The sequence below is a fragment of the Caballeronia udeis genome (assembly GCF_044909315.1).
Taxonomy (GTDB): domain Bacteria; phylum Pseudomonadota; class Gammaproteobacteria; order Burkholderiales; family Burkholderiaceae; genus Caballeronia; species Caballeronia udeis_A.
Genome location: NZ_JBIYEB010000041.1, coordinates 35,330 through 52,817 on the forward strand (window position 1 = coordinate 35,330; position 17,488 = coordinate 52,817).

Genomic DNA, 17,488 nt, shown 5'->3' on the forward strand with positions numbered 1-17,488 from the left:
TGGCGATTGTACGTGCGAAGCTTGCCCTCAGGCAGCGATAGGCATGTCAAGTTTTGTGCTGCGCGGGGATCGGTGTTGCGGGTGAAAACTCATTGTGATGCATGGCATCAATGTCACTCGGAAGCATCCGAATGTGGCCCGGTCAGACCGGTTTTCGGGCGAGATAGCCGATTGATTGCGTGAGTGTGTGCATGAGCGCGGTACGGCGATCGTCGGGGACTACCAACGCGCACGCCAAATCACCCGGCAACGACAAAAGCCCGCCCTTTTTGAAAGGCAGGCTTTTGTACACCGTACCGGTTATCAGCAACCGGTCAGATTGGGAACAACGGCTTAGTTGTCGTTGTTACCAATCGTGGCGCTGACACGCTGACGCAGGTCGACGCCGTCAATCGGGAAGGTCGCTTCAACACGCCGAGCGCCCGTATACCGCTTTTCCCAATAGCTGTTGTCCATGTCGTCCACACGGATCGTGCTGCCGGTGGACGGCGAATGAACAAACTTGTTGTCGCCGATATAAATCCCGACATGCGAGAACGAGCGACGCATTGTGTTGAAAAACACGAGGTCACCCGGTTTCAGCTCGCTCACGCGAACCTTCTCGCCAACCCGGCTCATCTCTTCCGCACGCCGCGGCAAGGTCATGCCCAGCGTGTCCTGAAACACGTAGCGCACGAAACCGCTGCAATCGAGACCGGAATCCGGCGTATTGCCGCCCCAGCGATAACGCACACCGATCATATTGAGCGCGCCAACGACTACGTCGCCCGCCTTGCTCGCCATGCCGGAAAGAAAAGAACGCGTGCCGCTGGATGGGTTGCTTGTCACATTGCCGGAGTCGGCAACGGGATAAATGTCGTTAGCTGCTTTGGTCGACGCAGATATGCCATTGCTGGCATTTTGGCTTGAATTGCTGACTTCGTCGGCGAACGCACCGGAAGTTGCTGTCATCATCAGGCCGATCAACATGCTGGCTGCTGCTCGCGCGCATGTCTGAGTCAAAGTTAATTGCTGCATCGGTCGGTAGTTTTTGGTGAAAAAGACTGAAAAATCAGAGTCATGCGGAAAAGTTGGCTTGATACTAGCCAGATATTATTTACATGTCAAAAGGCATAGAAAAATACAATTGAGATACGCACCTAATTGGTGAAAATTAGGCCGCGATCGCCGCTTTCAGTAGCTTTCTTGTGTACTCGTGCGACGGCATCGCAAAAATATTCTCCACATCACCTGTTTCGACAACATTTCCGTTCTGCATGACCACCACCCGGTGCGCCATCGCGCCGATGACCTCCAGGTCATGGCTGATGAACACGTAGCCCAGGTTGTACTTCCGTTGTATATCGGCAAGCAGACGCAAAACTTGATGCTGAATTGATACATCGAGTGCGCTGGTGGGTTCGTCGAGGATCAGAATGCGTGGTTCGAGCACCAGCGCACGGGCGATGGCAATGCGCTGCCGCTGGCCGCCGGAGAACTCGTGCGGGTATCGGTTGAGCGCCGTACGGTCCATTCCGACTTCACGCAGAACGGCCACCACCTTGGCGTGGCGTGCGGCGGCATCGAGTTCCGGACGATGCAGCGCCAGCCCCTCCCCCACTATTCGCTCGATCGTCTGGCGCGGGGACAGCGAGCTATACGGGTCCTGAAACACCACTTGCATATTTGATCGCAGGACCGTTTTTTCGCGGCCACGATAGTCGACGAGCAAGCGGCCTTGAAACTCCACCTTGCCGTGCGACGTCCGCTGCAAACCTAATAGCGCCATCGCCAGGGTGGACTTTCCGGAACCGGACTCGCCCACGATACCCAGCGTTTCACCCTGCCGCACCGTCACCGACACCCGATCCACCGCCTTGAATGCGCCGCGCCGGAACCAGCCGCCCACGCCCGGCACCTTCGTCGCGAATTCCACGGACACCTCTTGTGCGTCGAGCAATACGGGCGACAGCGGCAGCACCGGCAACACCTTGCGCTCGGGCTTGCTCTCAAGCAATCGCACCGTATAAGGATGCTGGGGCGACGCGAATATGTCCTGCACCGTGCCGCTTTCCACGAGCACGCCCTGCTCCATCACCGCCACACGCTGCGCGAATTTACGCACGAGGTTGAGATCATGCGTGATCAGCAGCACAGCCATGCCGCGCGACGCGGCTTCGTCCCGCTGCAACTCCAGCAGCAATTCCACGATCTGTGCGCGGATGGTCACGTCCAGCGCGGTCGTGGGTTCATCAGCGAGCAGAAGACGCGGGCGGCATGCGAGCGCCATCGCGATCATCGCGCGCTGGCGCTGCCCGCCCGAGAGCTGATGCGCGTATCGGTCGATGCGTTTTTCCGGCTCCGTGATCCCCGTCCGCGCGAGCAGGTCGATCGCCCGGCGGCGGGCGTCGCGAGCGGACACGCCATCGTGCAGCACGATCGTCTCCACGATCTGGTCGCCGATGGTGTACAGCGGGTTGAGCGCGGTCATCGGCTCCTGGAAGATCATCGCAATGTCGGAGCCGCGCAGCTTGCGCATTGCGGGTTCGCTTTTGGTGAGCAGTTCCTGGCCGTCAAAGCGGATCGAACCGCTCAGCTCGGCATCGCGCAAAAGCCGCAGGATGGACAACGCCGTCACGCTCTTGCCCGACCCCGACTCGCCGACCAGCGCCACACGCTCGCCGGCTTCGATCTTGAGACTCACGCCATCGACGGCGAAGGTCTCGCCGAAACGCACCCGCAAATCCGCGATTTCCAGCAGCGGCGGGCTCATTGGCCACCTCCCGATTTGACAGCATCGGAGATACGGGTATCGAGCGCGTTACGCAGCGCGTCGCCCATGAACGTGAGCAGCAACAAGGTCGCAACCAGCACGCCGAAGGTGGACAGCGAGATCCACCACGCGTCGAGATTCGCCTTGCCTTGCGCGAGCAATTCCCCCAGCGACGGCGTGGGCGGCGGCACGCCCAGACCGAGAAAGTCGAGGCTGGTCAGCGCAAGGATCGCCCCGCTCATGCGAAACGGCAGGAACGTAATAACGGGGGTGAGGCTGTTTGGCAGGATGTGACGCCAGATGATCTGGGCGTTGGACAACCCCATTGCCCGCGCCGCCCGCACGTAATCCTGCGTGCGGTTGCGCAGGAACTCGGCGCGCACATAGTCCGATAGCGCAATCCATCCGAACAACGACAACAGCACGACGAGCAAAACCAGGCTCGGCTCAAAGATAGACGCAAAAATGATCAGCAGATACAACTCCGGCAGTGCACTCCATATCTCGATCAGACGCTGCCCGGCCAGGTCGGTACGACCACCGAAGTAACCTTGCACCGCGCCGGCCAGCAGGCCGAGCACAGTGCCTATCGCCGTCAGGACCAGCGCGAAGATGACCGATACACGAAAACCATAGAGCAACCGGGCGAACACATCGCGGCCGCGGTCGTCGGTGCCGAGCCAGTTTTCACGCGATGGCGGCGCCGGATTCGCGGCCTTCGAAAAGTAATTGAGCGTGTCGTAGTAATAGTGATTCGGCGGATAAACAGCGAAGTTGCTGCCCTCGCTGAAGCGGTCGCGAATATAGGGATCGAGGTAATCGGCGGGAGTCGGAAAATCGCCGCCGAACGTGGTCTCCGCATACGTCTTGACCAGCGGAAAATAAAGATGCCCCTGATAACGGACGACCAATGGTTTGTCATTCGACCACAGCGGTCCCGCAAGACTGATCGCGAACGCGATCACGAAAATCACCAGGCTCCAGTAGCCGAGCCGGTTGCGTTTGAAACGTCGCCAGACGCGTTGTCCCGGCGTGATCGAAACCGGCACGCTAAGCGGTTGGGCGTCGCTGTCTTGAGGTGTGCGGAGCAGGGAACGGTTCAACTCAGCGCTCCAGTTGTTCAAATTGAATGCGCGGGTCGACCCAGACATAACAAAGGTCGGAGATCAGCTTGGCGGCGAGACCGATCAGCGTGAACAGATACAGCGTGCCAAGCACGACCGGATAATCGCGCCGCACGACGGACTCATAGGAAAGCAGGCCGAGGCCATCGAGTGAGAAAAGCGTTTCTATCAGCAGGCTGCCCGTGAAGAATGCCGCGATGAACGCACCCGGAAAACCGACGATCAGCGGCAACAACGCGTTGCGAAACACGTGCTTCCACAACACCCTTCTCTCCGACAACCCCTTGGCCCTGGCCGTCAGCACATACTGTTTGCGGATTTCATCGAGGAACGCGTTCTTGGTCAGCATGGTCACGACCGCGAAGCTGCCGACCACCGACGCAATCACGGGCAGGGTGATGTGCCATAGATAGTCGGTTATTTTTCCGCCGATACTCAACGTAGCCCAGTTGTCCGACGTGAGGTTGCGCAACGGAAACAGTTGCCAGAACGAGCCGCCGCCGAACAGCACGAGCAGGAGCACACCGAGCACGAAACCAGGAATGGCAAAGCCAACAAGCACCAGCAAGCTGGTGGTGACATCAAACGTGGACCCGTTGCGCACTGCCTTCGCGATCCCAAGCGGCACCGATATCAGGTAAGTGATAAAGAACGTCCACACGCCGATGCTGATCGACACCGGCAGCTTCGACACAATCAGCGACCACACGCTTTGATGGCGAAAATAGCTATCGCCGAGATCGAAACGGGCGAAGCGCCCGAGCATCAGCCAGTAGCGTTCGAGCGGCGGTTTATCGAAGCCGTATAGCGCGCGAAGTTGTGCGATCTGCTGTTGATCCACGCCCGTATGCGCGCGCATGCCGAAGCTCCTGGTTTCGCCGCGCCGCAATTCGTGCACCGCCTGCTCGACCGGTCCACCCGGCACGAACTGGATCACCGCGAACGTGAGCGTGAGAACCCCGAGCAAGGTCGGGATCATCAGCAAGATGCGTTTCAGGATGTAGCTCCACATGGGCGCGGTCCGCTTGAGTGATTGAGTGTGTGGCTTGGCTGCGTGACTTATCTGCGTAGACCTACTTCGCGGCCGCAGCGGCAGGTGGCTTGAACCACCATATCGATGTGATCCAGTCTTCGGCGGTGTAATACAGCGGCAAAGTCGCCGGATGCGCGAGCGCGTTTCGATACGCCACCCGGTGCGTCGCCGAATACCAATGCGGGATCACATAGTAGCCATGCATGAGGACCCGGTCGAGCGCGTGGGTGGCATCGAGCAGTTGTTCGCGTGTCTGCGAACCAAGCAAGGTATGCACAATCGAGTCCACCGACGGCGACTTCAGCCCGTTGATGTTATCCGAGCCCTGCTGATCCGCCGACTTGCTGCCAAAACGCGACTCCTGTTCGGTACCCGGAATCTGCACGTCGGGCATGCGCAGGCTGGTCATATCGAAGTCGAAGGCGTCGAGCCGCTTCTGGATCAGAGCAAAGTCGACCGTGCGGAAATTCGCGACAATCCCGAGCTTCTGCAAGTTGCGCTGGTACGTGGCGACAACAGGTTCCATCGACGCCCCGCCGCCCGTGTCGTCAAGGATCTCGAACACGAACGGCTGGCCCTTCGCGTTGCGCAACGCACCGTCCCTATAGGTCCAGCCCGCGTCGGCCAGCAGCTTGCGCGCCTTGATCAGGTTCGAGCGCAATGAACCGGGCGGATCGGTGTCCGGTTGCTTCACCATATCGCCGAATACGGCGGGATCGAGTTGCGCGCGTAGCGGCGAAAGGATCGCGAGTTCGCCCGCGCTTGGCTTACCCGTCGCCTGCAGGTCGGTGTTCGCAAAGAAGCTGTCGGTACGTGTGTACTGGTTGAAAAACAGTTGCCGGTTCAGCCACTGAAAATCGAACGCAAGATCGAGCGCCTGGCGCACGCGTACGTCCTGGAAAATCGGCCGGCGCAAGTTGATGTAAAACCCCTGCATGCCCGTGCCGTTGTGATTGCGGAATTCGCTCTTGATCAGCTCGCCGTTGGCGAAGCGTTTGCCGATGTCGCGGCGCACCCAGTTGCGCGCGATATATTCGACCAGCGCGTCATATTCGCCGGCCTTGAACGCTTCAAGCCGCGCGACGCCATCCGAATAGAGTTTGTAGTTAATGCGCTCGAAGTTGAACATACCTGCACGCACCGGCAACGCGTTGCCCCAATACGCCGGATCGCGCTTGTAGGTGATCGTGCGGCCGTTGTCGTATTGTTCAATGAGGTACGGACCGCTTGCTATCGGCTTCTGGAACGCGAGTTGATCGAAAGGAATGTGACTGCCGTCGGGCTTCATGCCCCACTTGTGCGAAAACACCGGAATCGCGCCCGCGATAAACGGCATCTCCCGCGTGCGCACCTTGAAATCGAAGCGAATGGTCAGCGGATCGAGAACCACCGCGCGTGAAATCTGCCCGAAATACACTGCATATTGCGGCGCGGCCTGCGGGCTTTTCAGCGTATCGAACGAGTATTTGACGTCCTCGGCGGTGACGGGGTCGCCGTTCGAAAAGTGCGCCTTGGGGTTGATGTGGAACGTGACGGAGAGGCCGTCGGGGGCGATGCGGATGTCATCAGCGAGGAGGCCGTAAGCCGTCGATACCTCGTCAAGACTGCCCGTTGTCAAGCTCTCGAACACATAGAGAAGCCCGGGCGCCGGGTTGCCGCGTTGCGTGAACAGGTTGAATTTGTCGAAGCTGGTGAGCCGGTCCGGGTTCGCCAGAACCAGCGTGCCGCCGCGGGGCGCGTCCGGATTGACGTAGTCGAAGTGCTTGAAATTGGCGGGATATTTCGGCTCGCCATACTGCGCGATGGCGTACACGGCCAATGCCGCTTTCGGTACCGCAAGCCCGCCGAAGCCGATCAGCAAGCTACTAAACAGAAGACCGAGGACCCGTCGGGAGCCAGTCGCCATGAGTGCCTTTTTAAGTACCAGTGAAACGATGATCGGAAAAACAGCCTGCCGTTCAGAGCCGGCTCAGTGCTCGCTCGCGGCGCCCCGAGCGCTGCGCGCCTTAAGCGATGTGAGAGAATTCTACTAAAACCACGGTCCCGGGCATTGTAACGACGTGCGCAAGGCTTGCGCGCGCTCAGTCCGGCGCACGTGTGATATCGACTTCTTAAGGAGCATTCATGGGATTTCTTGCTGGAAAACGGATTCTGCTGACCGGCTTGTTGTCGAACCGCTCGATCGCCTATGGCATTGCGGCTGCTTGTAAGCGCGAAGGCGCCGAACTCGCATTCACCTATGTGGGAGACCGCTTCAAGGACCGCATTACCGAGTTCGCGACCGAATTCGGCAGTGATCTCGTGTTTCCATGCGACGTGGGCAGCGACGAGGAAATCGACGCCCTCTTCATCTCGCTGAAAGATCGATGGGACACGCTCGACGGTCTCGTGCATTCCATCGGCTTTGCGCCGCGTGAAGCGATTGCAGGAAATTTCCTCGATGGCATGACGCGTGAGAACTTCCGCATCGCCCACGATATTTCCGCGTACAGCTTCCCGGCGCTCGCCAAGGCAGCGCGGTCCATGTTGTCCCCGGATGCCTCGTTGCTCACGCTGAGCTACCTTGGCGCCGAGCGCGCGATCCCGAACTACAACACGATGGGTCTGGCGAAGGCATCGCTTGAAGCCAGCGTGCGGTATTTGGCCGTGTCACTCGGAGACACGGGCGTGCGTGTGAACGGCATCTCGGCGGGTCCGATCAAGACGCTGGCGGCAAGCGGCATCAAGGGCTTCGGCAAGATTCTCGAGTTCGTCGAGAACAACGCACCGTTGCGGCGCAATGTGACCATCGATCAGGTTGGCAATGTGGCGGCGTTTTTGTTGTCCGATCTGGCGGGCGGCGTGAGCGCCGAGATCATCCACGTCGATAGCGGCTTTAATGCCGTGGTCGGGGGGATGGGCGCACAGGCGGTTTCAGAGTAATCCCGACAACGGCGGCCCTCCCCTCCAGCCGCCGATGAAATCAAAAAGGCCGTCCCGCTTGCGCGCGACGGCCTTTTTAGTGCGTCCGACCAGGGTGTCTAATTACGGTAGCCGTTGTTGCCATGGTGGCCGTTGTTGCCTCCGTGTCCGTAATTTCCACCATGCCCTCCGTATCCCGGACCGCCGTGACCATACGATGGTCCATAGTTCGGACGGCCACCGTGGTGCCGATACCACTCGTCACGCCCCCAATAGCGGTGACCATCATAGTAACGGTTGCCATACCAGCCGATCACCAAGCCCGGCTGCACATACACCGGAGCCGGTTGATAGATCACCGGCGGCGGCGGTGGCGCGTAATAAGGCTGAGGCGCCACGTAGACCGGTGCCGGAACACCGATGTTGATCCCCAGCCGCACGTCGGCCGCGTGGGCAAAGCCGGATAGTGTAGCGAGGCACAGACCGGCAACGCCAGTCAGGATCCGGATGCTTTTTATCTTGTTCATGTAAGGCGCGCCTCTGGCCGTCATTGTTCAGGTGGAAGCGAATATAGCGGATCGCCTTCAATCCGGTACTTCAACTTTGTAAGTTGTTCTTCGGCGAGCAGGTATCGTCTGCGGAAAGCTTACTCTTTGTTACATGATGAAAAACCGCAAATCGCGCGGCGCCGGATGGAAAAACAGGCCGGCGCAGGAAAGACAAAGGCCACCCGGCTTTCGCCGGATGGCCTTTGGGCCAGATGTCTGACGGGTATTGTATTGCGGCTGGTGTTTAGTGCCAGCCGCGATGGTCGTATCGCGGACCGCCGTGATAGCGGTACCAGTCGTTACGGTTCCAGTAGCGACGGCCGTCCCAGTAACGATCGCCATGCCAGCCGATTACCACGACTGGCGCCGCAGCATACACCGGCGGCGGCGGTGCGTAGACGACCGGCGGAGGCGGCGGCGCATACACCGGTTGCGGTGCGACGTAGACCGGCGCGGGCACGCCGATATTGATCCCAAGATGCACTTGGGCCATTGCCGCGCTGGACATTCCGAGCGCCCCGATTGCAACCGCGCCGGCAAAAATGGAAGTCTTTAGTTTGTTGTTCATTTGAAGTGCACCTCAACGGAGTAGGTTCGTTGAGTAAATCTTAGCGGAAGGACCCGGGCCAAATGTTTCAAGTTGGTAACTCCGAATTACGACTGCCAACAGGGTGTGACACAACATTTCTTTAACCGGGTGCCCTCTCGCGCCGGGACGCTGTTTTGCTTGCGCACGGACCGCAAGGGGTTGAACGCGCGCTGGTAGAATTGCACCACTACAGCATTTAGATTCGTCAATCATCGCAGCCCGAATGACGTTCGCAATGTGCGGGGGACGTTTCCACCTTTCTCGCGGGCGTGTTTGGGCTTCTGATTCATCCATGCATATCCGTCATCGCCTCGCCGTGGTCTGCGGCACCACTCTTATATTCCTGCTGATGCTGGTCGCTAACGAATGGATCTTCAGCCATTCGGAGTTCGTGCGCGGCATCAACTGGATCTACCTGCCTGCCGGCATACGCCTGCTCTGCACGCTGTTATTCGGCGGGCTGGGTGCGATCGGGATACTCATTGCGTCCTGGATCAGTTGTTTCTTTTATTATTTCCCGAACGATCCGGTTCGCGCGGCATTCGGCGGCATTATCTCGGCGCTCGCGCCGTATCTTGTGTATTTCTTCGCCACGCGCAAACTTGGACTCAGCGCGTCGCTCGTGAATCTCACGGCTGGACGTCTGTTGGTCCTCGTGGTGCTCTATTCGCTCGCGGGCCCGGCAATGCTGCAAGCGTGGTGTGCATTGAGCGGCGATACCGCCAATCTCGGGGAGCGCTTTATCGTGATGTTCATCGGTGACCTGAGCGGTACGCTCATGATCATCTACACACTCAAGCTGGGTCTCTGGTTTGTCACCCGCATGCATGCGTCGATGCATCGGGCATCGCGCTCGCGTTGAGAGCGCACACCATAGTCGAAAACGTACCGCCGTTATCGCGCAGCGATACCTGCGTTATCAAGCCGCCAAACGTGTTCAATCGGCTACGTTGCCCCGCTTCCTGCCGCAGGGCAACGCGCTCTTTTTTTAGTCTCTCTCAGGTCTAGTTGCGCATCACTTTCTTCCGCCAATACGCACCCTGTTTTGCGAATTGTAACATTTAATTATCAAACTGATAAGGGTTTGGGAGGCCGTTTACTCGCCAATGCTATGATTCACGGGTGCATTTCGGGTCCGCCGCCGTGGCAAAAAAACACCTTGTCGATACCTATTTCCGCTTCCTGAACCTCGCTCAGGCGGTACAGGCATTGCCGTCCTTTCCGAAACTCGATGCCGCTGAAGAACGGCTGCTCGAGGCACTGACGGCAGCCTGGCACGCGGGGCGTACGCTGAGCGTGACGGAGACAATGGCGCTATCGATCGCGGGCGCGCCGGCGACAGTGCATCGGAAACTGGCGCGGTTAAGGCGGGAAGGACTGGTCTCGGTCGACGAATCGAGTACGGATCTCCGCGCGAAGACCGTCGTACCCACGCGCAAGGCACTCGACTATTTCGAAAAGCTGGCGGCGTGTCTTGAGGAAGCCAAGCGGAAGTAGACAGGCCGGCGAGCGCGCAACGCGCATCACAAAGCCACCTTGAATTCCGAACCACTTCAACGCGTGACACGGCCAAGACCCGCCCTCAAGCGAGATCCCTATCCCGCTTGATCTGTGCAACAGCGAGCGCTCTGCCTGCGATGAGACAATGGCTGAATTTTGGAGAGGCACACCATGATTGATGGCCTGGTTTCCGGACGTCTCTACGGCACGGCGCAAGTCCGTACGGGTCAGCACGGCACGCACTTCGTGACATGCCGGGTTCGCGCCTCGGCCGGCGACGGCGAGAGCCTGTTCGTGAACGTGATCGTGAACGTGATCGCCTTCGACGATACCGTCAAGGACGCGCTTCAGGCGCTGGATGACGGCGACAGCGTATCGCTTGCCGGCGCCCTCACGCCAAAGACCTGGACCGACAAGCAAGGTAACGCAAAACCGGCGCTGGACATGGTCGTGCATGCGGTGCTGACTGCATACCATGTGCAACGCAAACGTCGCGTTATACGCGGTGAAGCGGGACAAACGGACCTGCACGGCTCCGACGATCTGGACGACGACGAAGTCTGAGTTCGCTTTGGCGCTCGCGGCGGCTTGCCGGCCGGGCGAAGCGCCGCTGCGTGATCGAAGAAAAACCGGCAGCCCATCGGGCTGCCGCATCCGTCAGCCATTCAACGCCTGAATCAACGGATGATCGCAGTAGATCCGGTTCTCATAGACCTGGCCATTGCTGTGACGGACGCAATCCACGCCTTCGAAGCGCAACGGCACATCGCCGTGCGTGCCAGTGGCAATCCAGCGGATGAAAACCGTATCGCCACGGCTCGCGTGGTCAGCAACTTCCAGCCTGAAATCCGGAACGCGACGCAACAATTCATGCAGCGGCCGCACATAGGCCTCCACGCCCTTCAACGCCCCCCGCAAACCCGGCCAATATCCTTCAATACCCGACGCCAGTTCATCGGTCGACCGGCTGAAGTCCGGCGCGGCCCAGAACGCGGCATATTTCTCCACGCACCATGCCGGGCCCATCAGCGTGCTGTCGAGAAAACCGGTAATGCCGGCAAACCGTCCATCGATGGAGAATTCGCCGATATCCGTCCCGCTCGCCAGTTGCCGGCCGCCGGCATCGACCAGACGCCAACTGAAGCGGACCATTGCCCCCGTCGCATCGATCGCGCCAACATGCTCGAACTTCAACCCCGGCATCTGCGCCTGGAATGCACCGATCATCTCGGCGAAACCTTTCGGGCCCGTGCCGCTCATCATCGGATCGGTGTAACGGGCACCGTCGGTCAAAACCAGCTCTGCGAGCGCGCTGCGGCGCGAAGAATCCGTCTCGTTCCATGTATCGATATAACGGCCCACCAGAACGTCATGCTCAGTCATGATTCCCTCCTTCGATAATCTTCGTGGCTATATGGCCGGACTGGATTAGCGCGGCCTGGGAGCAATAATCGGGACAAGCATGTCGTGCGTCGATTACCTGGCAGGTAATGGAGCAGCGTGCGCCGGTTTGATAAGGTAGAACCATGAACACACTGACTGCGACGGCTGTAGGGGCTGTGGGTGCTATGGATACCATGGGTATCGGCCCAATGATCAGGCACTGGCGCGAACGACGCCGCATGAGCCAGCTTTATCTGGCCAGCGAAGCTGAGATATCGAGCCGGCACCTGAGTTTTATCGAAACGGGGCGCGCTGCGCCGAGCCGCGCGATGGTGCTGCGGCTCGCGGAGTATCTCGAGGTGCCGCTGCGCGAACGTAACGAGTTGCTAACCGCGGCAGGGTTCGCACCAGTGTTCCAGGAACGTTCACTCGACCACCAATCGATGCAGCCCGCGCGAACCGCAGTCGAGCAGATCCTGAAGGGGCACGAGCCGTATCCGGCACTGGCTATAGACCGGCATTGGAACCTGGTGTCGGCAAATGGTGCGGTGGCTGCGCTTATTGCCGATGCCGATCCGTCGCTGCTGGAAGCGCCAGTGAATGTGTTGCGGTTGAGTCTGCATCCGCAGGGGTTGGCGTCGAAGATCGTGAATCTCGGGCAATGGCGCGCGCATTTGCTTGAACGGCTGGAGCGTCAGATCGCGCTCACGGCCGATCCGCAGTTGGGCGCATTGCGTGACGAGTTGCAGCGTTATCCGGGGGAATTCGATCGCGATGACGCGCGGGAATCTTCTATCGTGATTCCGTTTGTGTTGAACACCGCTGCGGGACAATTATCATTCATCAGTACAACGATGATATTCGGCACACCGATCGATATCACGTTGTCAGAGCTGGCAATCGAGCTGTTTTTCCCGGCAGATGAAGCCACGGCAATGGCGTTCGGGCGTTGAGATGTGACTGCGCTCCAAAAAACAAAAACCCCGTAAGTCGTTAGACCTACGGGGCTTTGCATTCTTCTGGCGGAGACGGAGGGATTCGAACCCTCGATCCAGGTTTTAGCCCAGATGCTCCCTTAGCAGGGGAGTACCTTCAACCTCTCGGCCACGTCTCCTGCACTTTTTGTCACGCGGGAGTCAGCGCGACGAAGCCAAGATGATAGCGGGTTAGCCGCCGCGGGTCAATTTCGTGAGACAAAATTTTTCATCTCGTGAATTGCGCCGAACAGCGTTTCGCGGCAAGTTTCGCCGCTTGTTGCGACTACCGCAAAAAAACCACGCGGAAAGCCACGGATTTGCGCGGCTTTCTCTATCACCCCGGTGTCACGCGTAGTCTTCAGCCGCGATCGAGTTCGAACACCTTATGCAGCGCGCGCACGGCGAGCTCGGTATATTTTTCGTCGATAAGCACCGAGATCTTGATCTCCGATGTCGAGATCATCTGGATATTGATGCCCTCTTCCGCCAGTGTACGGAACATCGTGCTTGCAATACCCACATGCGAGCGCATGCCCACGCCGACCACCGACACCTTCGACACCTTCGGATCGCCCCGCACCTGTTCGGCCTTCACATGCGCCTGAACCTTGCTCGTCAGGATCTCCATGGCGTGCGCGTAATCGCCGCGGCCAACCGTGAACGTGAAGTCGGTCTTGCCGTCCACGCTCGTGTTCTGGATGATCATGTCGATGTCGATATTCGCATCGGCCACCGGCCCGAGGATCTGGTACGCAATGCCCGGCTTGTCGGGCACGCCCATCACGGCAATGCGCGCTTCGTCGCGCTGAAATGCGATGCCCGAGATAACAGCTTTTTCCATGGTCTCGTCTTCTTCAAAAGTAATCAGGGTGCCCGAGCGCATTTCGGTTTCGAGCGGAATCAACGGGTCCGTCAGACTCGACAACACGCGCGTCTTGACCTGATATTTGCCGGCGAACTCCACCGAGCGGATCTGCAGCACCTTCGACCCGAGGCTCGCCATTTCCAACATCTCTTCGAACGTCACGCGGTCGAGCCGGCGCGCTTCTTCGACCACACGCGGGTCGGTGGTGTAGACACCGTCGACATCGGTGTAGATCAGGCATTCGTCTGCCTTCAACGCCGCCGCAATCGCCACCGCCGACGTGTCCGAACCGCCGCGTCCCAGCGTGGCAATATGCCCGTCCGGATCGACGCCCTGGAAGCCCGTGACCACCACGACCTTGCCTGCGTCGAGATCGGCCAGCACGCGTGTGCCGTCGATGTCGTTGATGCGTGCTTTCGTGAACGCGCTGTCGGTCTTGATCGGCACTTGCCAGCCGGCATAGCTGACCGCTTCCAGACCTTCGGCTTGCAACGCAATCGCGAGCAGGCCGACGCTGACTTGTTCGCCGGTGGAGGCGATCATGTCGAGTTCGCGCGGGTCGGGGTGTGCGGTGATTTCGCGCGCGAGGCCGAGCAGCCGATTCGTTTCGCCGGACATGGCCGACGGGACGACGACCATCTTGTGGCCGGCCTTGTGCCATTTCGCGACGCGCTTGGCGACGTTCTTGATGCGCTCGACCGAGCCCATCGAAGTGCCGCCGTATTTATGTACGATGAGTGCCATTGTCGTTTTGAACAGGAGGAAAAGCCGCGCTGGCGCGCCGTTTGATGCGCCGCGTACTGCACGTGCTGCACGTGTTTCACGTATTGCATCAGAAGCCGCTCGACGAAAACACAAGCGAACCCTGGATCAGTGCGATCGACGACTTAAGCGTGACGACGAAGCGCGGTGGCCGCACGCGCAAGGTTGGCTCGCGCGCAAAATGCAATTCTGGCGGCTAAAAACGCGTCTTCTGGACGGAAAAGCTGCTTGAAAAGCGTTGCGGGAAACCGGTAAACGTACCTGATCGAGGCCCAAAACACAAGCCGGAACGGGCGATTCGACGTGTTCGCAGGCCGCTCGCAGGCGTTCCGCAAGAAAAATTGACCGGGATTTGCTCCCGCGCACGAAACGATGAAAAATCGGGGCAGATTGCGTTTCGCGCAGCAGAGCGAGCGCAGATGCAAAGCCCGCGCGCCCCGGCTAGTCATTCAGGCAATGACCAGATCCGGCTGCCACTCGATCCGCCTATAGCTGAGCTCGCCGCCCTCGCCGCTCACTTTCGCGCACGCGCGATTGACGCCGATCAACGGCACGAACAGCAAGGTCTCGCCTAGAAACACCAGCGGAACGTCACGTTTCCAGCCCGGCACCCCGCGCTCCTGGAACAGGTTTTTCAGGGTCCGGCCCGGTCCGTCCGCGCTCAGACGCAAACGCTCGCCGCCCGCGCGAGAACGCGCGCAAAGCGGCGCGGCGCGCAGCGTGGCTTCGGAAATCCCGTCCTCATCGCCCGGTGCCGCCGGTTTGAACACAAACGTCCCCCGCCAATGCGGCAGGCGCCAGATACTTTCGCCATCCCAGTTCAGCACGCTCGCCATGCGCGCGGGATTTGCCCCATCGTCGAGATCGACGGGGTCCGCACTATCGCCCTTTTCCCAGAAGATCGCATCGCGATACGCCCGCAGGCAAAACCCCGCATGATCGATACGCAACGCGTGGCCGTCGCGAGAAACGGCGGCATCGCGCAACTGCCGCAGCACCTCGCCAATCCGCGCCGCCGATGCCGCCTGCAGCCCGAGCGAGCGCATCCAGTAACGCAGCAGGTTGATCGCGCGTTCATCGTCGAAAGCGAGTACAGCCGATAAACTCAACGCGCCCTCATCGTCACCTTGCGCCGATGCCATATCAATGCGCGCGAGTTCATCGAGCAGCCTTTGCGCCGATGCCGCATGCGACGCGGTCCGGGCAAGCGCATCCCGGAAACCGGGGAAATGCACGGCGAGCGCCGGCAGCACGTCATGGCGCAGCGCGTTGCGGGCATAGCGGGTATCGGCGTTGGATTCGTCGTCGATCCAGCGCAGATCGCGCTCATGCGCGTAATGCTCGAGTTGTGCGCGCAACAGATGCAATAACGGCCGCACGCGCGGCGTGGATGCACCATCGGCACGTTGCGGCGCCATCGCGGCAAGTCCTGCCACACCCGCGCCGCGCAGCAATTGCAGCAACACGGTTTCCGCCTGATCGTCGGCGTGATGGGCGAGCCAAAGCGCGCTTGCACCGTGCTCGTCGCACAGCGCGTCGAGCGCGCGATACCGCGCATCCCGTGCCGCTGCCTCCAGGCTCTCACCACCTTCGCGCACCACATCGACCTGACGAGACGCGAACCGGACACCCAGCGCTTGCGCGAACGCGTGACAACGCGCGGCCCACGCATCGGCGTTTGGACTCAAGCCATGATGAATATGCAACGCGATAACACGCGTTTGGCCCGCGCATCGAACAGCGGCGTCGAGCAGTGCGGTCGAGTCGAGACCACCGCTGAGCGCAACGGCGATGAGGGTATGAGGAGAGGCCGCCACATCGGCAAACGCCGCGCGCACCGCATCGATCACGAGGCGGCTGGCGGGAGTGTCGGTGTCGGATGTCACGGAAGTCGGCTTGTTAAGTTGCCTTCAAGGCAGCCTGTCGGAGCAAGCTGCGGGGAGGGAACCGTGAGCGCCGCGCTCAAGCTTCAAGCACCCGGCAGGTTTTCCTTGAACTTGCCGTACGCCATCAGCTTGTCGAAGCGGCGCGCGCGAACGTCGAGCGCGTTCATGCCATGGAACTGGCGCAGCGTATCGGCCAATGCACGGCGCAGCAACGCGGCCATGCCTTTCGGATCACGATGCGCACCGCCCAGCGGTTCGTTGACGATCTTGTCGATCAGACCCAACGCCTTCAGCCGGTGCGCCGTCAAACCCAGCGCTTCGGCCGCTTCCGGCGCCTTCGCCGCGCTCTTCCACAAAATGGACGCACAGCCCTCGGGCGAAATCACTGAATAAGTGGCGAATTGCAGCATCAGCACGCTGTCGGCAACGGCAATAGCCAATGCACCGCCTGAACCGCCCTCGCCAATAATGGTTGCGATAATCGGCGTCTTCAGTTCGGCCATCACATACAGGTTACGGCCGATTGCTTCCGATTGCCCACGCTCCTCTGCCCCAATGCCTGGGTACGCGCCCGGGGTATCGATGAACGTAAAGATCGGCAAGCCGAATTTTTCCGCCAGACGCATGAGCCGCTCAGCCTTCCGATAACCCTCCGGGCGCGGCATGCCGAAATTGCGCGCCGCACGCTCTTTCGTGTCGCGGCCCTTCTGCTGGCCGATCACCATGCAGGGCTGGCCGTTGAAGCGCGCCAGACCGCCGACAATAGCCAGGTCGTCCGCATAGGAGCGGTCGCCGTGGAGTTCGTGGAAGTCGGTGAAAAGCTCGTTCACGTAGTCGAGCGTATAGGGGCGCTGCGGATGGCGCGCGATCTGCGAAACCTGCCATGGAGTCAGGTTTGCATAAAGATCTTTGGTGAGTTGCTGGCTCTTCTTCGACAGCCGCTCGATTTCTTCCGAAATATCGACAGCGGAATCGTCCTGAACGAAGCGCAATTCTTCGATCTTCGCTTCGAGTTCAGCGATCGGCTGTTCGAAATCCAGAAACGTGGTCTTCATATGTTCGAATCCTAGAGCATCGGGCAGCGCGTATTCTAACCGCGCCGGCCTCACTTCATTTCGGGTCGCAACTATCGATTATAAGATATCAATAGTCCGCCGACTGCGACCGG

17 protein-coding genes and 1 tRNA gene are annotated in these 17,488 nt (G+C 59.8%); 6 read left to right on the forward strand and 12 right to left on the reverse strand.

Translation table 11 applies throughout. The features are described 5' to 3' along the window. Positions 1-333: 333 nt before the first annotated feature. From ABH944_RS40025 to ABH944_RS40045, 5 genes are all read right to left on the reverse strand, one after another. Complete coding sequence (locus tag ABH944_RS40025) at positions 334-969, reverse strand: C40 family peptidase (RefSeq protein ID WP_404613931.1); 636 nt, start codon at positions 967-969, stop codon at positions 334-336. Positions 970-1,153: 184 nt separating this feature from the next. Then, positions 1,154-2,752, reverse strand: coding sequence for an ABC transporter ATP-binding protein (locus tag ABH944_RS40030; protein ID WP_404613929.1), 1,599 nt, complete (start codon positions 2,750-2,752; stop codon positions 1,154-1,156). Further along, positions 2,749-3,903, reverse strand: coding sequence for an ABC transporter permease (locus ABH944_RS40035; protein ID WP_404613927.1), 1,155 nt, complete (start codon positions 3,901-3,903; stop codon positions 2,749-2,751). Before ABH944_RS40035 ends, ABH944_RS40030 begins: the two co-directional genes overlap by 4 nt. Continuing rightward, positions 3,857-4,888 (reverse strand): microcin C ABC transporter permease YejB, encoded by a 1,032-nt coding sequence (locus ABH944_RS40040; RefSeq protein WP_404613926.1) that lies wholly within the window; start codon positions 4,886-4,888, stop codon positions 3,857-3,859. The genes ABH944_RS40035 and ABH944_RS40040 overlap by 47 nt, the downstream gene beginning before the upstream one ends. 61 nt (positions 4,889-4,949) lie before the next feature. After that, on the reverse strand, positions 4,950-6,815 hold the full coding sequence (locus tag ABH944_RS40045) for an extracellular solute-binding protein (protein ID WP_404613924.1): 1,866 nt from the start codon (positions 6,813-6,815) through the stop codon (positions 4,950-4,952). 218 nt (positions 6,816-7,033) lie between these two features. On the opposite strand from ABH944_RS40045, the gene fabI reads away from it, so the two are divergent. Continuing rightward, entirely contained in the window at positions 7,034-7,831 is a 798-nt protein-coding gene (fabI, locus tag ABH944_RS40050) for an enoyl-ACP reductase FabI (RefSeq protein ID WP_404613922.1), read from the forward strand. Between the two features lie 98 nt (positions 7,832-7,929). On the opposite strand, the gene ABH944_RS40055 is transcribed toward fabI, so the two are convergent. Together ABH944_RS40055 and ABH944_RS40060 are read right to left on the reverse strand one after the other, a co-directional pair. Continuing rightward, complete coding sequence (locus tag ABH944_RS40055) at positions 7,930-8,328, reverse strand: hypothetical protein (RefSeq protein WP_404613987.1); 399 nt, start codon at positions 8,326-8,328, stop codon at positions 7,930-7,932. Positions 8,329-8,602: 274 nt separating this feature from the next. Then, a complete protein-coding gene (locus ABH944_RS40060) occupies positions 8,603-8,926 on the reverse strand; it encodes a hypothetical protein (protein ID WP_404613920.1) in 324 nt (107 codons plus the stop codon). Positions 8,927-9,239: 313 nt separating this feature from the next. On the opposite strand from ABH944_RS40060, the gene ABH944_RS40065 reads away from it, so the two are divergent. The 3 genes from ABH944_RS40065 (at position 9,240) to ABH944_RS40075 (ending at position 11,011) form a co-directional block, all read left to right on the forward strand. Next, positions 9,240-9,809 carry a hypothetical protein gene (locus ABH944_RS40065; protein ID WP_404613918.1) on the forward strand — a complete coding sequence of 190 codons (570 nt, stop codon included), beginning with the start codon at positions 9,240-9,242 and terminating at the stop codon, positions 9,807-9,809. A gap of 281 nt (positions 9,810-10,090) precedes the next feature. Next, positions 10,091-10,444, forward strand: coding sequence for a winged helix-turn-helix domain-containing protein (locus tag ABH944_RS40070; protein ID WP_404613916.1), 354 nt, complete (start codon positions 10,091-10,093; stop codon positions 10,442-10,444). A gap of 174 nt (positions 10,445-10,618) precedes the next feature. Continuing rightward, the gene (locus ABH944_RS40075) at positions 10,619-11,011 is read left to right on the forward strand and encodes a single-stranded DNA-binding protein (protein ID WP_404613914.1); all 393 of its coding nucleotides are present in this window, start codon (positions 10,619-10,621) and stop codon (positions 11,009-11,011) included. Between the two features lie 93 nt (positions 11,012-11,104). Here ABH944_RS40075 and ABH944_RS40080 read toward each other — a convergent pair whose 3' ends face one another. After that, positions 11,105-11,830 carry a nuclear transport factor 2 family protein gene (locus ABH944_RS40080; RefSeq protein WP_404613913.1) on the reverse strand — a complete coding sequence of 242 codons (726 nt, stop codon included), beginning with the start codon at positions 11,828-11,830 and terminating at the stop codon, positions 11,105-11,107. Between the two features lie 143 nt (positions 11,831-11,973). Here ABH944_RS40080 and ABH944_RS40085 point away from each other — a divergent pair, with 143 nt between their 5' ends. Next, positions 11,974-12,783 carry a helix-turn-helix domain-containing protein gene (locus ABH944_RS40085; RefSeq protein WP_404613911.1) on the forward strand — a complete coding sequence of 270 codons (810 nt, stop codon included), beginning with the start codon at positions 11,974-11,976 and terminating at the stop codon, positions 12,781-12,783. A gap of 67 nt (positions 12,784-12,850) precedes the next feature. Here ABH944_RS40085 and ABH944_RS40090 read toward each other — a convergent pair. After that, positions 12,851-12,944, reverse strand: a tRNA-Ser gene (locus ABH944_RS40090). A 221-nt stretch (positions 12,945-13,165) separates the two neighbouring features. After that, entirely contained in the window at positions 13,166-14,416 is a 1,251-nt protein-coding gene (locus ABH944_RS40095; protein ID WP_062091127.1) for an aspartate kinase, read from the reverse strand. A 44-nt stretch (positions 14,417-14,460) separates the two neighbouring features. Here ABH944_RS40095 and ABH944_RS40100 point away from each other — a divergent pair, with 44 nt between their 5' ends. Further along, positions 14,461-14,634, forward strand: coding sequence for a hypothetical protein (locus tag ABH944_RS40100; protein ID WP_404613909.1), 174 nt, complete (start codon positions 14,461-14,463; stop codon positions 14,632-14,634). Between the two features lie 249 nt (positions 14,635-14,883). Here the strand turns inward: ABH944_RS40100 and tilS are convergent, their stop codons facing one another. Continuing rightward, a complete protein-coding gene (gene tilS, locus ABH944_RS40105) occupies positions 14,884-16,320 on the reverse strand; it encodes a tRNA lysidine(34) synthetase TilS (RefSeq protein WP_404613908.1) in 1,437 nt (478 codons plus the stop codon). An 83-nt stretch (positions 16,321-16,403) separates the two neighbouring features. Continuing rightward, positions 16,404-17,375 carry an acetyl-CoA carboxylase carboxyltransferase subunit alpha gene (locus ABH944_RS40110; protein ID WP_062091125.1) on the reverse strand — a complete coding sequence of 324 codons (972 nt, stop codon included), beginning with the start codon at positions 17,373-17,375 and terminating at the stop codon, positions 16,404-16,406. Positions 17,376-17,488: the final 113 nt, after the last annotated feature.

Bases quoted from the DNA above. Each gene is read 5' to 3' on its own strand.
- ABH944_RS40025 (WP_404613931.1), bottom strand. From the start codon at position 969: ATGTTGATCGGCCTGATGATGACAGCAACTTCCGGTGCGTTCGCCGAC.
- ABH944_RS40030 (WP_404613929.1), bottom strand. From the start codon at position 2,752: ATGAGCCCGCCGCTGCTGGAAATCGCGGATTTGCGGGTGCGTTTCGGC.
- ABH944_RS40035 (WP_404613927.1), bottom strand. From the start codon at position 3,903: ATGTCTGGGTCGACCCGCGCATTCAATTTGAACAACTGGAGCGCTGAG.
- ABH944_RS40040 (WP_404613926.1), bottom strand. From the start codon at position 4,888: ATGTGGAGCTACATCCTGAAACGCATCTTGCTGATGATCCCGACCTTG.
- ABH944_RS40045 (WP_404613924.1), bottom strand. From the start codon at position 6,815: ATGGCGACTGGCTCCCGACGGGTCCTCGGTCTTCTGTTTAGTAGCTTG.
- fabI (WP_404613922.1), top strand. From the start codon at position 7,034: ATGGGATTTCTTGCTGGAAAACGGATTCTGCTGACCGGCTTGTTGTCG.
- ABH944_RS40060 (WP_404613920.1), bottom strand. From the start codon at position 8,926: ATGAACAACAAACTAAAGACTTCCATTTTTGCCGGCGCGGTTGCAATC.
- ABH944_RS40065 (WP_404613918.1), top strand. From the start codon at position 9,240: ATGCATATCCGTCATCGCCTCGCCGTGGTCTGCGGCACCACTCTTATA.
- ABH944_RS40075 (WP_404613914.1), top strand. From the start codon at position 10,619: ATGATTGATGGCCTGGTTTCCGGACGTCTCTACGGCACGGCGCAAGTC.
- ABH944_RS40080 (WP_404613913.1), bottom strand. From the start codon at position 11,830: ATGACTGAGCATGACGTTCTGGTGGGCCGTTATATCGATACATGGAAC.
- ABH944_RS40085 (WP_404613911.1), top strand. From the start codon at position 11,974: ATGAACACACTGACTGCGACGGCTGTAGGGGCTGTGGGTGCTATGGAT.
- ABH944_RS40095 (WP_062091127.1), bottom strand. From the start codon at position 14,416: ATGGCACTCATCGTACATAAATACGGCGGCACTTCGATGGGCTCGGTC.
- ABH944_RS40100 (WP_404613909.1), top strand. From the start codon at position 14,461: ATGCGCCGCGTACTGCACGTGCTGCACGTGTTTCACGTATTGCATCAG.
- ABH944_RS40110 (WP_062091125.1), bottom strand. From the start codon at position 17,375: ATGAAGACCACGTTTCTGGATTTCGAACAGCCGATCGCTGAACTCGAA.